General features: G+C 49.4%; 14 protein-coding genes. 1 reads left to right on the forward strand and 13 read right to left on the reverse strand.

The window, feature by feature from the left end:
* Positions 1-109 precede the first annotated feature (109 nt).
* On the reverse strand, positions 110-934 hold the full coding sequence (locus G441_RS0106740; RefSeq protein ID WP_026375640.1) for a flagellin N-terminal helical domain-containing protein: 825 nt from the start codon (positions 932-934) through the stop codon (positions 110-112).
* Between the two features lie 260 nt (positions 935-1,194).
* Here G441_RS0106740 and G441_RS0106745 point away from each other — a divergent pair, with 260 nt between their 5' ends.
* Entirely contained in the window at positions 1,195-2,154 is a 960-nt protein-coding gene (locus tag G441_RS0106745; protein WP_026375641.1) for a hypothetical protein, read from the forward strand.
* Here G441_RS0106745 and flgL read toward each other — a convergent pair.
* From flgL to G441_RS0106805, 12 genes are all read right to left on the reverse strand, one after another.
* The gene (gene flgL / locus G441_RS0106750; protein ID WP_026375642.1) at positions 2,141-3,364 is read right to left on the reverse strand and encodes a flagellar hook-associated protein FlgL; all 1,224 of its coding nucleotides are present in this window, start codon (positions 3,362-3,364) and stop codon (positions 2,141-2,143) included. The two genes, G441_RS0106745 and flgL, sit on opposite strands and share 14 nt — an antisense overlap.
* 6 nt (positions 3,365-3,370) lie before the next feature.
* Positions 3,371-5,500, reverse strand: coding sequence for a flagellar hook-associated protein FlgK (gene flgK / locus G441_RS0106755; RefSeq protein WP_026375643.1), 2,130 nt, complete (start codon positions 5,498-5,500; stop codon positions 3,371-3,373).
* Complete coding sequence (gene flgJ, locus G441_RS0106760; protein ID WP_034474644.1) at positions 5,497-6,462, reverse strand: flagellar assembly peptidoglycan hydrolase FlgJ; 966 nt, start codon at positions 6,460-6,462, stop codon at positions 5,497-5,499. Before flgJ ends, flgK begins: the two co-directional genes overlap by 4 nt.
* Entirely contained in the window at positions 6,462-7,556 is a 1,095-nt protein-coding gene (locus G441_RS0106765; protein ID WP_026375645.1) for a flagellar basal body P-ring protein FlgI, read from the reverse strand. Before G441_RS0106765 ends, flgJ begins: the two co-directional genes overlap by 1 nt.
* 20 nt (positions 7,557-7,576) lie before the next feature.
* Positions 7,577-8,266 (reverse strand): flagellar basal body L-ring protein FlgH, encoded by a 690-nt coding sequence (flgH, locus tag G441_RS0106770; RefSeq protein WP_034474684.1) that lies wholly within the window; start codon positions 8,264-8,266, stop codon positions 7,577-7,579.
* A gap of 22 nt (positions 8,267-8,288) precedes the next feature.
* Positions 8,289-9,077 carry a flagellar basal-body rod protein FlgG gene (gene flgG, locus G441_RS0106775; protein ID WP_026375647.1) on the reverse strand — a complete coding sequence of 263 codons (789 nt, stop codon included), beginning with the start codon at positions 9,075-9,077 and terminating at the stop codon, positions 8,289-8,291.
* Between the two features lie 33 nt (positions 9,078-9,110).
* Positions 9,111-9,854 (reverse strand): flagellar basal-body rod protein FlgF, encoded by a 744-nt coding sequence (gene flgF, locus G441_RS0106780; protein WP_026375648.1) that lies wholly within the window; start codon positions 9,852-9,854, stop codon positions 9,111-9,113.
* A gap of 122 nt (positions 9,855-9,976) precedes the next feature.
* Complete coding sequence (flgE, locus tag G441_RS0106785) at positions 9,977-11,356, reverse strand: flagellar hook protein FlgE (RefSeq protein WP_026375649.1); 1,380 nt, start codon at positions 11,354-11,356, stop codon at positions 9,977-9,979.
* A 15-nt stretch (positions 11,357-11,371) separates the two neighbouring features.
* A complete protein-coding gene (locus G441_RS0106790; protein ID WP_026375650.1) occupies positions 11,372-12,055 on the reverse strand; it encodes a flagellar hook assembly protein FlgD in 684 nt (227 codons plus the stop codon).
* Positions 12,056-12,070: 15 nt separating this feature from the next.
* Positions 12,071-12,493, reverse strand: a complete 423-nt coding sequence (gene flgC, locus G441_RS0106795; RefSeq protein WP_026375651.1) for a flagellar basal body rod protein FlgC — start codon at positions 12,491-12,493, stop codon at positions 12,071-12,073.
* On the reverse strand, positions 12,490-12,894 hold the full coding sequence (gene flgB, locus G441_RS0106800) for a flagellar basal body rod protein FlgB (RefSeq protein WP_026375652.1): 405 nt from the start codon (positions 12,892-12,894) through the stop codon (positions 12,490-12,492). The genes flgC and flgB overlap by 4 nt, the downstream gene beginning before the upstream one ends.
* Positions 12,895-12,991: 97 nt before the next feature.
* On the reverse strand, positions 12,992-13,837 hold the full coding sequence (locus tag G441_RS0106805; RefSeq protein ID WP_051275414.1) for a CheR family methyltransferase: 846 nt from the start codon (positions 13,835-13,837) through the stop codon (positions 12,992-12,994).
* Between the last annotated feature and the right edge of the window lie 18 nt (positions 13,838-13,855).

The raw sequence follows: 13,855 nt of genomic DNA on the forward strand, positions 1-13,855 counted from the left end.
CCAACCGCTCTACGTTAGGAGAGAGTGAGCGAAACTCTCACATTCTGTTTTCAGACGACCATGTTTCTCACTACCTCCTGGCGCCTGAAAGCAGAGAATAGTTTACTGATTATCCCAGCAGCTGTAGTGCAGACTGTGGACGCTGATTGGCCTGTGAAAGGACCGTCAGTGACGCCTGCTGAACAATCTGGTTACGGGTCAGGTTTGCGGTTTCCACTGCAAAATCAGTATCACGAATACGTGAACGAGCGCCTGAAACATTCTCAGAGATGTTCGACAGATTTCGTATGGTCGACTGGAATCGGTTCTGCAACGCACCCAGTTCGGCACGTTGTGCTCCTACCGCAGAAATCGCAGTATCCAGAGTAGCTAATGCAGCACTTGCACCTCCAGCGGTGGATACATCAACGGTTCCAACACTCAGGCCAGAGGCACCAAAGCCGCCCGGCCGAGATAGATTCACCGAGATATTTTGACCGGCGTTAGCGCCGACCAAAAATTTTGACGAATATGTTCCACTCAAAATATTAGTTCCGCCGAACTGTGTATCAGCACCAATCCTCGACAGCTCAGATATTAACGCTGTCACCTCCTGCTGCAGAGCGGTGCGGTCAGCGGAGCTGTTAATGCCGTTCTGAGACTGCACAGCAAGCTGACGAATACGTTGTAGCGAATTTGTTGTTTCAGCCAACGCCCCCTCCGCCGTTTGTACCAGCGAAATCGCATCATTTGCGTTGCGAACAGCTTGATTCAGGCCCTGGATTTGGGTAGTAAGGCGGTCAGAGATCTGTAAACCTGCAGCGTCATCTGCTGCACGATTGATACGGAATCCTGATGATAAACGTTCGAATGAAACACTTAATGCGTTTGATGAATCAAACAGTTGACGCTGCGCATTGATCGCAGACACATTGGTATTGACGAATACACTCATGGTATCTCTCCTACACTCTCAGCCCAGCACTCGCTGGCATCCGCCAAACCAAAGGCGGAGGTTCAAAACACTAATAGAAACAGTGATTTGTCGTAACAAATGACTGTTACTGGCTCTCTCGAATAAATTTATCGACGCTTTTCAAATTCCCTTTAACAAAAATTTGCCGAATAACTAAACGAGACATCTTGATAGGGGCTGGAAGATAGGAGTAATGTATTGACAAATAAAAGTTTTTAGATATTTATGAGGTGCCCTGAATGCGTATAAAAAAAGTCACCCGTCTATGGTCAAAGGCGGCCCACAATGCCTTTACCGATCTGTGTTTTTATCAAGGCAACCTATTCTGCTGCTTTAGGGAAGCGCGAACGCACATCAGCGAAGATGGCACCATTCGGATACTGTGCCTGGATCAATGCGGCGAAATACTTAGCCACGGCAGACTACACATGCCTAATACCGATCTTCGTGATCCCAAGCTTACCGTTACGCCTGACGGAAAACTGCTGCTGTATGCATACGCAAGACTGAAAGACCGTCAAACTGGTAAGCGCGTCAGTCGCAACATTAATTGGTTCAGTAGGACTGGACAAAGCTGGTCATCGCCTCGTTTTTTTGGAGCGCCATTTCACTGGCTGTGGCGTCAGAGATTTTACAAGGGTCGGGCATATGGCCTGGCATATTGCGCGACAGATGAATCATTACACCTGTTCGCTGGCGACCCCAGGCGTACCTTTGAGTGTGAAAAACGCGATCTGCTAGGGTTAGCGACCCATGGCGTGGGCTATCCTAATGAAAGTGACATTATGTTCGACGCAAAGGGAACTATGATTGCGCTGGTCAGGCGAGATGCTGATACGGGGTCCGCAAAGTTAGGGATTGCTGCACCTCCCTATCAGCGCTGGCAATGGCACGATCTTGGTACTTACATTGGCTGCCCGGTGATTTACCCACTTAGCGATCGTCAAGCGATTGTGGTCGGCAGAGACTGGCAGAGGAAAGGCCCTCGCACAGTACTCTATGAACTTAACATAGCAGCACGCACTGTTGGTATTATCGATACATTGCCCTCATCAGGGGACAATAGCTATCCGGGGATCGTCTCTATTGGAGATAAAATCTGGATAAGCTATTACTCGTCTCATGAGGACCACAAATCCAGTATATATCTGGCCAGTTACCAGCGTGATACGTTGCTCAACCTGATTAAATATAATTAAACAGCGACAGATTAGATATCTGTGGAAAAGTGGCCAGCGCAGCATTTAATGCGGTTTCCTGTTTAGAAAACTCAGCGGACGCCTCAGCGTAATCAACATCCTGAATGGTAGAGAGCGACTTTTTATTGGCGATTTCAATATCCAGATTCGCTTCATAGATGGATTCGGCTACATTCAGACGTCCACCAATGGATGACGTTTCGTTCTGAATGGCTACTAGTGCATTGTCCATGCCCACCAGAGCGTCTGCCAGGCCATCATCGAAATTCTGCTGACCCGGAAAGTTGTTGGTCAACACGTTAACAAGGTCGTTTAGGGTTTCTGCAACGTTTTTCTTTTCAGGTGTAGACAGGGTGAAGTCCACAGTGTTGCCAACTGCGCCTTCAATCGTAAAGCTCAAACCGTTAAAGCTGAACGGCTGCCCAGACTGAAAATCCTGTGTGGCAAGTACTGCTCCCGATGCAACATTGGTAATTTGTACCTGATTACCAGCAAGAATCGTGGCTCTGAACTGATTATTTGCCGCCGTGATAGCGTCATAATTATTGTTGTGAAACTGATCGAATTTGTCCTGCTGGGTAACTTTGACACTGGCGCTGGTCACTCCTGTGCTTGCCGTAATCGGTGCATCCAGCCGCGCCAGCACATTTTCAAATATCTCAAACCCTGACGTTGTTGCCCCCAGGCTGACCGTATTAGACACCTGAATTTCGTTATTTCCGGTATCACCGTCAAAGGTGTACTTTTTACCTGACGCTGATGGGTTAAATGCAAATGCCTGAGAATTAGATTGAAAACCTGCAAAGATATACTCTCCGTTGGCGTTTTGCGCATTCATTAAGTCGAACACTTCATCTCTTATCTGTGCAACTTCGATGCTGATGGCTCGTCTATCCTCATCAGAATACACACCATTACCCGCCTGAATAGCGAGCGTTCTGGCGCGACTCACCGCGTTATTGATATTCCGCAGTACCGCTTCCTGCTCTTCAAGACTATTACGCAGTAAGTCGTTATTACGCTGATACTGCTTAAGCTGTGCAAGCTCCTCGGTCAGTCTTACAACCTTTGTAGCGCCTACGGGATCATCAGAAGGGCGCAGCAATTTCTTACCGGTTGCCAACTGCTGCTGAATATTAGACAAGCCAGACTGGTTATCCATTATGGATTGAATGTTCCTGTCAAATAATTGGCCCGTTGATACTCTCACGTATTATTACCTCGCTGCTGCCAGTATGGTGTCGAACAATTCTCGTGCTGTTGTCAGGATACGCGCTGCTGCTGCATACGTTTGCTGATAACGAACAAGGTTCGCCGCTTCCTCGTCCAGGCTTACACCGGAAATAGACTCAAACCAGTCTCGGGATTGCACTTCCATCGCCTCTGATGCACGCAATGATATTTCGGCAGACGCAGTCTTTTCGCCAACCTCTCCCACTATATCGGCATAGGCTTCAAAAAAGCTTACCCGGGCTGTTGAACCATTGTTACTCGACAGCACGGTTGCCTGCTCATGAAGCGCTGATAGCCCCAGCCCGTTGCGGTTATCGTCCAATCCATCGGTATTATAGCCAATCGAGAAGCTGTCTCCCGCTCGGGGCGAGCCCTGTAAACTAAAGTCAAATCCCGGATAGTTATCCAGCCCGCTAAACGCTGCGGGCCAGCCACCAGTAGCCGCTGCCTGTGACATCAGGTTATTCAGATTAGTCACACCACTCACGGTGGTGATCACCGTGCCAGCACTGTCTCGAACTTCAAATTCATCGGCCGCGGTAAAGCGTATCTCTGCAGGAGCGCCTACACCACCGCCTGGCGCTGCGCCTGGACCGTGTATACCACCGCTGCCATTAAACGCGGATGCCGCGGAGTCTGCGAAGGTGTTATCCACCGTTGTATTGGTCACAGAGGTGCCGATTAACGCCGCATCTCCCAGATTATTAAGTGAAGGGTCAATACGCAAAGGAGAGGCCATCGCCAGGTCTTCCGGACGGGTGGTGGCCATCGCAAGTTTATCTATAGTGTTGCGAGTTGGCTGCAATAAAAACTGGTCACCCACTGCATAACCGGTACCATCTGGTAATTCTATCTCAACGCCACCTAACACGGGGGTAAACGAACCAGAGGCAGCGTCAACGCCCGTATACGTCTGGGTAATGGCAGTGCCATTTGCGTCCAACACCTGTGAACCATCCGCATTAAGAAGGGCAACCGTGATGTCAACCGTAGGTGGTGCACCTGCAGTGACAGCGTCAATGGTAATTTGCAAATCTGCACTAGTGATCTGATTACCCTCTCCTTCTTCTATACGGCCGTTGACAATTAACGTTGCATCACTGTTGTCCGCATAGTTTAGAGACTGAAATTCTGGCAGACGGAAAAGGTTACTGCCCAGCTGTTGGTCCAAATCCATGCCGAGTCTGTTTTGTCGGTTAATCTCTTCTGCGAAGGAAAAAGCAAGCTGTCCCAGCTCACGACGATTGGGTGCCAGAATTTCGTTTCGGTAGCGATATAATCCGCCGAGTTCACCACCGACGTTGCCTTCATCAAGATTTATCGTCGTTGGCTTGCCGCTGCTGCGCAGCTGCAGGGTTTTAAAATTGAGGTCTGGATCGCCGCTTTGCTGAAATGCGTTGAAACTGCCATCCTGCAATACTAGAGACTCGCCACTTGTTAAATTTACCAGTACTGAACCATCATTATTGCCACTGGGACGGGTTTCAATTGAAACGAGACTGGCTAATTCCAAAATGGCACTATCTCGCTCATTCATCAGCGCGCCCGGCACTTCGTCGCGATTGGCCCCGCGCACGGTTTTTATAGAGTTATTCAGCTCGGCAATGGTACTGATCAATGAGTTCGCCCTGTCTATGAGCGCATCCATTTCCAGATTCAGCTCTTTTTCGCGCACAGCCATAAAGCTATCAAGCGAAGTCATCTGACTTAACAGGTTCTCTGCCTCGCCAATCACCAGGCTTCGCGCCGCGCGGTTTGTAGGGTCGTCATTTGCAGTTTGTATCGCGCTAAAAAATCGGCTCATCCCCGTCGATAAGCCGTTCGCTTCGCTTGCCAGTAAGTCATCCAGGCGCGAAGCGTTATTGTAATAGGCAGTGTATTCGCCAAGCTGTGTGGTATCCCGACGCAGCTGATTTTGGGCAAAGGTACTGATGATGCGTTCGGTGACCCCACCATCGACGCCGCCGGAAAGCTGACTGGTAAAGGTGGTACGCTCTCGCACGTAACCTTCGGTGTTGACGTTGGCAATGTTGTTACTGGCAGTATCCAGAAGCCTGTTACTGGCATTCAGACCGCTAGTCGCAATGGAGAACAGATCTGCGGACTTGATCATTCAGTCAGCCCTCGCATTAATGCACCATTAAGAATGGTCTTAATTTTACTCGCATAATTAGGATCGGTGGCGTAACCGGCTTGCTGAAGTGACTCAACATACTTTTGCGCATCACCGGCATTCTCTAACGCCTGTTCATAGCGCTGGCTGCCAGTAATAAATTGCGCATAGTCACGCATCGACTCCAAAAAGGATCCGTACGCTCTGAAAGGTGCACGCTGACGATTGGCAATACCGCCCTGATATTCGAGCGTATCAACCACGACTTTTTCACCCTGCCAGCGGTTGTCCGCTTTGATACCAAACAGGTTGTGGCTGTTATTGCCCTGACCGTCATGAATGAGATAGCGCCCCCACCCCGTCTCGACCGCCGCCTGGGCAATCATTGCCTTCGCGTCCAGCCCATATTGTTGGCCGACTTTCTCGGCGATAGGGTAGAGCGCATTGACAAAATGTTGTGGTTCTTCAAATGCCGCCTGTTTGATGCCAGGCTGTGTAACTGTTTTTGAGCGTTGAATCTGCCTTTCAACGCCATCTAGTGGAGATAATTCAGTTCGACGATGCCTGATATCAGCAAGGTTTGCATCATTACGAATTGCCGTAGCAGGCAGGTACCCATCTTTGTCATGACTTAACTGCTGCACAATAATGTCAGCCAGACCCAGCGATCCTTTAGAGGATAAATCAGTGGCAAGCTGTTGGTCGTGCATGTCGCGATAAAACTTAACCTGTTCACTATTAAACGGACTGTCTTCATCTGCCAGCGCGTCTTGAGCTTTACGCATAGATTTGAGCAGCATATTGACGAATACTGCTTCAAATTGCTGCGCAGCCTCCCTGAGAGCCCCTTTATCACCACTCAACGCAGCCTGACGGAGTTTGTCTACACTGCCCAGATCATGATAGTTGCGAGTCATCTCTAGCTGACTTTTGATATGACCGCTTTGCAGATCGCTATCCATCAGATAATCACCAATTCGCCTTGCAACGCGCCTGCTTCACGCAGAGCCTCGAGTATTGCCATCAGGTCGCCGGGAGCAGCGCCTACTTCATTGACCGCACGCACGAGTTGATCCAATGTGATCCCCGGATCAAACTTAAACATTCGAGTATCATCCAGATTGACATCAATAATTGACTGGGTCGTGACCACCGTGTCTCCCTCGGCAAGTGCACTAGGCTGAGACACGGTCTGGTTTTCAGAAATGGTGACAGTCAAACCGCCATGTGTAATGGCAGCGGGCAGTAGCCTTACATCCTGACCAATGACGATGGTGCCTGTACGACTGTTAATGACCACTCTGGCCGACGCTTTCGCCGGAGTGAATTCAAAATTTTCCAGCGTCGCCAAAAACCCAACGCGCTGGCCTACGTCTCGCGGCGCTGATACGCGGATTGACGCAGCATCAATCGGTGTCGCAATGGCCATTCCTTTGTTTGGATCGGCGCCAAGACGCAGATTAATCGTATCGGCAAGTGCCTTTGCCGTGGAAAAGTCTGGGTAGTTAAGGTTCAGCGTGAGAAAGTCATTCTGCATGAAGCCGCTCGGCACCGCACGCTCCACCAGCGCGCCGTTTGCGATACGACCTACTGTCGGCGTGTTCACAATCACCCGCGAGCCGTCACCGCCCTCAGCGCCAAAACCACTGACGACCAGTGAACCTTGCGCAACGGCGTACACATTGCCATCAAGGCCTTTCAGCATGGTCTGTAGCAGGGTGCCCCCCACCAGACTTTCCGCTTCGCCTACTGAGGACACCGTTACGTCAATACGCTGCCCCGGTTTTACAAATGGTGGCAACTTTGCATGCACAGCAACCGCTGCAACATTGGATATCTTCGGCTTTTGATTCGGATCCAGGGCAATACCGAAGTTCGCCAACATAGTACGAAAGCTTTGTTCGGTGAAAGGGCTCTGCTCTCCGGTTCCCGGCAGGCCCACAACCAGCCCATAGCCAACCAGTTGGTTGTCTCTCACGCCCTGAATCGTTGCGACGTCTTTAATCCGCTGGGCAAAGGCTGTGGATGCCAGCAGCAGATTGAAAACGACAAAAATGCTAAGTGCTTGTTTTCTACTCACAACGGCCACCATTCAGACGAGAAGAAGCGTGCCAACCAGCCTTTTTGCTGCGCTTGAGCAAAACTGCCGGTGCCACTGTATTCGATGCGCGCATTGGCGACTTTGCTGGATAAAATTTCGTTACTGGGGCTGACGTCCTGCGGCCTGATAACACCGGTCAGACGAATATATTCATCCCCGTTGTTCAGCGTGATCCATTTTTCTCCGCGAATTAGCAAATTTTGATTCGGCAATACATCAATGACGGTGACGGAAATGTTACCGAACAGGTTATTGCTCTGATTAGCTGCCGCGTCACCGCTATAGTCATTACTGGATTCAATGCCCAGTTGCACAGAATCATTGCCGATGTTGATAGGCAGTCCACCAAGCCCAGTGATTGGCTGCAGATCTACTGACGTATCGCGACTGGTCGAGGTGCCGGCCGATTTTGATGCTGTTGTATTCTCGCGCAAGTTGACCGTTATAATGTCACCGATTCGACGGGCTTTGACGTCAGAATACAGGCTGTTTGCCATATCAGACTGAAAAAGCGAACCGTCCTCGGCAATTTTTTGCCGCGGCAAATCAGGAATGGCTGGCGCGTAAAAGGGATCGTTGGGCGAGGGGCCTTGCTGAGCTGTGCTCATGCACCCACTGATCAAGGTTACTAGCCCGAGCCCTATTATCCGTATCACGTTAGTCATCATAGTCACGATCGCCCCCAAATTAGAGCTGTTGGATAACCTGTCCAAGCATTTGGTCGACGGATGAAATCACTTTGGAGTTCATCTCGTACAAACGCTGACTTTCAATCAGATTGACGAGTTCTTCGGTCACATTGACGTTTGAAGTCTCAAGTGCGCCCTGGACGATCGAGCCCAACCCCTCTAAACCTGGGATCCCCTGAATAGGCGCACCGCTTACTGCAGTTTCGATATAAAGATTTTGTCCCATCGGTTGCAGGCCGGTAGGATTAATAAAGTCAGCAATATTAATTTGCCCAAGCTGTTGGGGTTCAACCTGGCCACGAATCGACACGGACACTTCACCTTCCTGAGAAATGGTAATTTGTTGTGCATCTTCAGGGATGGTGATCGTAGGTTGAAGCAGAAAACCTGCGCCTGGCGTGACAATTTGCCCTTCTTCATTCAGCGTAAATTGACCATTTCGGGTATATGCCGGGGTCCCATCAGGCAACTGAATTTCGAAATAGCCTTTACCCTGAATAGACAAATCGAGGGCATTATCCGTGGTGAGCATGTTACCCTGAGTGTGGGATTTCTGCGTGGCAACAACCTTAGAACCCGCACCAATCATCAAGCCTGATGGTAACTCCGTATCTGCAGAAGACCGTCCACCCGGTTGATTGATGTTTTGATAGAGAAGATCTTCAAAAATCGCCCGATCTTTCTTAAACCCTACCGTGCTGGCATTGGCCAGATTGTTAGAGATGACAGACACATCGGTTTGTGCCGCATCAAGACCTGTCTTACTGATCCATAACGCTGAATGCATAAGAGTACTCCTATAACCGTTTTTGTTACTGCGTTACAAAATGCGCAATAACATGTTGCTGCGCATCACCAACGTGTCCGCTTTTTTCATTAGCTTAATTTGCATTTCATAGTGACGCTGCAGATGAATCATATTGACCATTTCGTCAACAGCATTGACGTTGCTGCCCTCCAGCATGCCGGTCTGAAGACGCACATTGACGTCCTCATTGGCCAGACTGCCGTCTTCCATCCGGTATAAGCCATCCAGACCACGCGTCATGTTGGCCGGATCAGGATTGACCATTTTTAACTGTCCAACTTCGGCCAAAACAGTCTCAGGCGCGCCTAGCGGGCGTATGGAAATAGTGCCGTCGGTGGCGATATTGACATTAGATACTGGCTGGGGAAGAAAGATGGGACCGGCCCCACCAAGCACTGGATTGCCTAACCCGTCTTCCAGCATGCCATCTTCACTAAGCTGAAAACCGCCTCGTCTCGTGTAGGCTTCGTTACCCTGTTTATCCTGCACCGCAAACCAGCCATCACCCTGAATGGCAACATCCAGCTCGCGGTCGGTGCGCACCATCGGGCCGCCTTCGTAATTATTGGTCGGACTTTCCGTCATTGAAAAAACTCGCGTAGGTAAGCCATCACCAAATGCTGGCATCGCGCGTGTTTGTTCAAGCTGGGCTTTAAAGCCAATGGTTTGTGCATTGGCTAGATTATTCGCTCGGATGGTAGTTCCCAACAAATCCTGTTTGGCACCACTGGCAGCGATATAAAGCAGTTTATCCATGACAATCAATTGACAGTTATTAACGTTACATAAAGGACTGCAATAACCTTGCCAGATACAACATGATATTAAGAAAAAAGGTCGCAGTAGCGACCTTTCACATAGAGAGATAACTAACTGTTCTATCGGATATTCAGAACAGTCTGATTAAGCTGATTATTTACCTCCAGCGCTCGCGAGTTAGCCTGGAAATTACGCTGAGCAATAATCATATCTATCAATTCAGTGGTCAGGTTCACATTTGCCTGCTCCAGTGCTGATGAATTGATATCACCAAATGTTCCGGTAGTCGCCTCTCCGGCCAGCGCTTCACCAGACAAAATACTCTCTTTCCACTGGGTATTACTCTGCTGCGTTAGACCCTGTTCGTTTGAAAAACGTGCCAACGCGACCCTGACTACAGGCTCTGATGTACCGTTAGAGAACGTCGCTCGTACTAAACCGTCAGGCCCAATATCAATCCCTGTTAGTCGCCCGACTGGCAGACCATCCTGTTCAAGCGATGTCACTTCGAAGGCTGAGGCAAACTGAGTTGGCTCTTCGGGTGTTGCATTCGTCGCATCCAGAGCAAAATTAGTGGTCAAGGTCTGTGTTGGGTCAGAACCATTAATAAGTATACCTGCGCCAAGCGCTTCGCTTGTCACATCACCAAGAGGGCTAGAGGTGCCGTCAGAGTTTTCAATACCTAAGAAATCCCCGCCAGAGCTGAACGTTAGACGGAAACCAGGAACGCCTGCCGCAAGCGCAGTCTCACCGACGACGTTGGGCCCGGTTGTTGGAGGTGTACCCACAGTGTCACCGCTCGTCGCGAGTGGCTGATCATCCACATAAGTAACGGCAACCCATTCATTGGTTGCTGCGTCATCTTTTATAAAATAATAGGTAAGGACATGGGAATCACCCAGTGAGTCATATACAGTGATAGACGTTGCAGCGTTGTACGTCAGCGGATCATTTGGCGCAAACAGGTCCAAATCCTTTGCCTCATCACCGGCTGGCAGATTGAAGCGCGGTGACACTTCTGTCGTTTGTTGTGGCGAACCAGATGAGTCTGGAATACGCACTGGTACGGTCGTACTCAGTGCCACTGAAGCTGAGGTGCCGTCATCATTTACCGGAAATCCCATCAGATAATCGCCGTTTGAATTCACCACAAAGTTGTCTTCATTTAGCTTAAACTGACCAGCTCGAGTATAGCTGAACTCTCTGGATGCCAGGTCCGGCGTAGTAGCGAAAAAGCCATTGCCGGTAATCGCCAAATCCAGTGAATTATTGGTGAACTGCAAACTACCCTGGCTAAATTGCTGGGCTACATCTTGAGTAAGGACACCGTCACCTACTTTGGTGCGACCACCAGCTAGTAGAGAAGCGGCAAACACATCGCCGAATTCAGCCCGTGATTCTTTAAAACCTACCGTATTCACATTGGCGATATTATTCGCTGTGACGTCCAGATCTTTTTGTGCGGCGGATACACCACTTAATGCTATGTTAAAAGACATCGCTACTCTCTCCTGTTAACCGCTTATTTGGATGACATCATTCAGCATCACGCTCTTGTCACCCTGAAGGTTCAAAACTATTCCCTGGCTACCGGCCAGGCTCACACTGGCAACGTGACGATTGACGGCTATTGGCAAAGATGTTTCTTCGCCCTTCACATTGCCGTTTGTTTTCACTACGTAGTTGCCGGGCGGCATAGCATTGCCGTATGCATCTGTGCCATCCCAATTGAATTCAATGTTGCCCGCAGGCTGTGTGCCGGCTTTGATCACTTTAACGATTTCACCACGTTGATTTTCAACCGTGATTTCCAGGTTTTGCACAGACGAGTCACTGATGATCACTCCAGACACGCCTTCTCCCGCTTCACTCATGTGTGCCACATCACCGGCAATCAGAACGTTCTGACCAATCAGACTGGATGCCTGTAACGCCTGATTAGACGTCATTGATGTTGCAAACGATTTGAATTGCTCATTCAACTGCGTGATGCCATCGGCAGTAGTGAACTGCGTCATCTGCGATACCATCTGATCGTTGTCTACCGGTTTGGTCGGATCCTGATTAGAAAGTTGTTCGGTCAACAGCGCAAAGAAATCTTCCTGGGATAACTTCTGATTGCTACCGTCATCGACCGGCGTGCTCTCGGGCTGCCAGTAGAGATCACGGGCGAGACCGTTGTTTTGTACCTGCGTCATCCGCCTAACCCTCGATTATTGACCCTGACCAAGTTGCAACACGCGTCTAAAAATACGTTTAGTGGTATCGGCAACCTGTATATTGGTTTCATATGCTTTAGAGGCTGACATCATGTCCGCCATTTCCTCAACGATATTAACGTTGGGTTTATAGATGTATCCGTTTTCATCGGCCATGGGATTACCCGGTGCATACTCAATCTGCAGGGGCTTCTGCGATTCGACAATACCCAGCACTTTCACACCTGCACCGGCCATCTGATTATCTGTTGCACGCTGCAACTCCGCAGCAAAGACGGGGTGACGAGCCTTGTAGGTTTGCTCGTAACTGCTGCTAACACTGTTCGCGTTGGCAATATTGCTGGCAGTAGTGTTCAGACGCACACTCTCGGCACGCATACCCGTGGAAGAAATTTCCATAACGTTAAACAAACTCATTGCCCTTGCCCTCCGCTAAGTGCTTTTTTCATACCTTTAATTTTGCCATTCAGGAATTGCAATCCAGCTTGATAGCGCATGCCGTTGTCGAGAAATGCGTTACGTTCAGTCTGTGCGTCTACGGTGTTACCGTCGCCGGTGTCGGGCTGGTCTGGCACGCGGTAGTCCGCCTCAAAACCAGGTTGGGTTCTGCCGGCAAAATGCTTCTCATGGGTGCGGCTCAACGACTGCGATTGCTCTGTTCGTGCAGATGCCATAGCTTTCTGGAAATCAATGTCTTTGGCTTTATAGCCAGGCGTATTGGCATTAGCCAGATTGCCCGCGATGACTTCCATACGTTCAGTGCGGATGGTCAACGCTTTGTGATGAAATCCAACAAGTTTGTCGAGACTGATTGCCATGTTTTCCTCCTGTGACGAAGGATATTTAGCAATGCCTGTGCCAGTCTTAATTGGATATCAAGAGTATCTTCTGAAAGGATTTATTAACACATTGTTTTTATTGATTTTTCTTCACGTAGTAAAGGCCGGGACTGCACCTTACCATACTGAATTGTTCGCTGACGGAGGAGATGGACTCAGACGCGCCAAGGAACAGAATGCCGTCATTTTGCAGCGCAGCGGCAATTTGTTGCAGTATCTGTTTTTTCAACTCAGCAGAAAAGTAAATCAGCACATTGCGGCAAAAAACCATGTCAAACCTACCTAACGAACTGTAGCTGTCCATCAGGTTTATCTGGCTGAAAGCTACCATGTCTCGAATCGGCTTTATGACCCGCATCATGCCGTCGGATGCTGGCTCAAAAAACCGTTTCTTTCGCTCTTCAGACAGTCCTCGGACCATCGACAACGTATCGTACTCGGCGTGTTGACATCGCTGCAGCATATCTGCTGACAGATCGGTTGCGACAATCTCGAGCCCGGCTCTGAATGCTCCCGGGTTGGTCTGTTTATATTCATAGGCAGCCATCGCAATCGAATAAGGCTCTTGTCCTGACGAGCAAGCGGCGCTCCAAATCCGAATCTTACGATTGCGCTTGGACAATTCCTCAAACAAGCTCTGTTTCAACAGGTCGAACGGATAGTTGTCTCTGAACCACAGTGTTTCATTGGTTGTCATCGCATCGATAACCGCTTGTCTAAGCTGCCGATCCGTATGACCCACGGCTTTGTCAATCAGATCGTTCATGCGTCGAAAGCCGAACCGATTGAGCAGTGGAGATAGGCGGCTACGCACCAAATATTGCTTATTTAAGCCCAGCACGATGCCGCATTGTTGTTCAAGGAATTGGCTGAACTTAAGGTACGCATCGGCGGACACTTCTTTGTCCGCAACAGTATTCACAACCAATGACACTCCTGC

The sequence above is a fragment of the Aestuariibacter salexigens DSM 15300 genome (assembly GCF_000429145.1).
Taxonomy (GTDB): Bacteria; Pseudomonadota; Gammaproteobacteria; order Enterobacterales; family Alteromonadaceae; genus Aestuariibacter; species Aestuariibacter salexigens.

Excerpts from the sequence above, each read along its gene's own strand:
- G441_RS0106740 (WP_026375640.1), bottom strand. The coding sequence starts at position 934 with ATGAGTGTATTCGTCAATACCAATGTGTCTGCGATCAATGCGCAGCGT.
- G441_RS0106745 (WP_026375641.1), top strand. The coding sequence starts at position 1,195 with ATGCGTATAAAAAAAGTCACCCGTCTATGGTCAAAGGCGGCCCACAAT.
- flgK (WP_026375643.1), bottom strand. The coding sequence starts at position 5,500 with ATGATCAAGTCCGCAGATCTGTTCTCCATTGCGACTAGCGGTCTGAAT.
- flgJ (WP_034474644.1), bottom strand. The coding sequence starts at position 6,462 with ATGGATAGCGATCTGCAAAGCGGTCATATCAAAAGTCAGCTAGAGATG.
- flgH (WP_034474684.1), bottom strand. The coding sequence starts at position 8,266 with ATGACTAACGTGATACGGATAATAGGGCTCGGGCTAGTAACCTTGATC.
- flgG (WP_026375647.1), bottom strand. The coding sequence starts at position 9,077 with ATGCATTCAGCGTTATGGATCAGTAAGACAGGTCTTGATGCGGCACAA.
- flgF (WP_026375648.1), bottom strand. The coding sequence starts at position 9,854 with ATGGATAAACTGCTTTATATCGCTGCCAGTGGTGCCAAACAGGATTTG.
- flgE (WP_026375649.1), bottom strand. The coding sequence starts at position 11,356 with ATGTCTTTTAACATAGCATTAAGTGGTGTATCCGCCGCACAAAAAGAT.
- G441_RS0106790 (WP_026375650.1), bottom strand. The coding sequence starts at position 12,055 with ATGACGCAGGTACAAAACAACGGTCTCGCCCGTGATCTCTACTGGCAG.
- flgC (WP_026375651.1), bottom strand. The coding sequence starts at position 12,493 with ATGAGTTTGTTTAACGTTATGGAAATTTCTTCCACGGGTATGCGTGCC.
- flgB (WP_026375652.1), bottom strand. The coding sequence starts at position 12,894 with ATGGCAATCAGTCTCGACAAACTTGTTGGATTTCATCACAAAGCGTTG.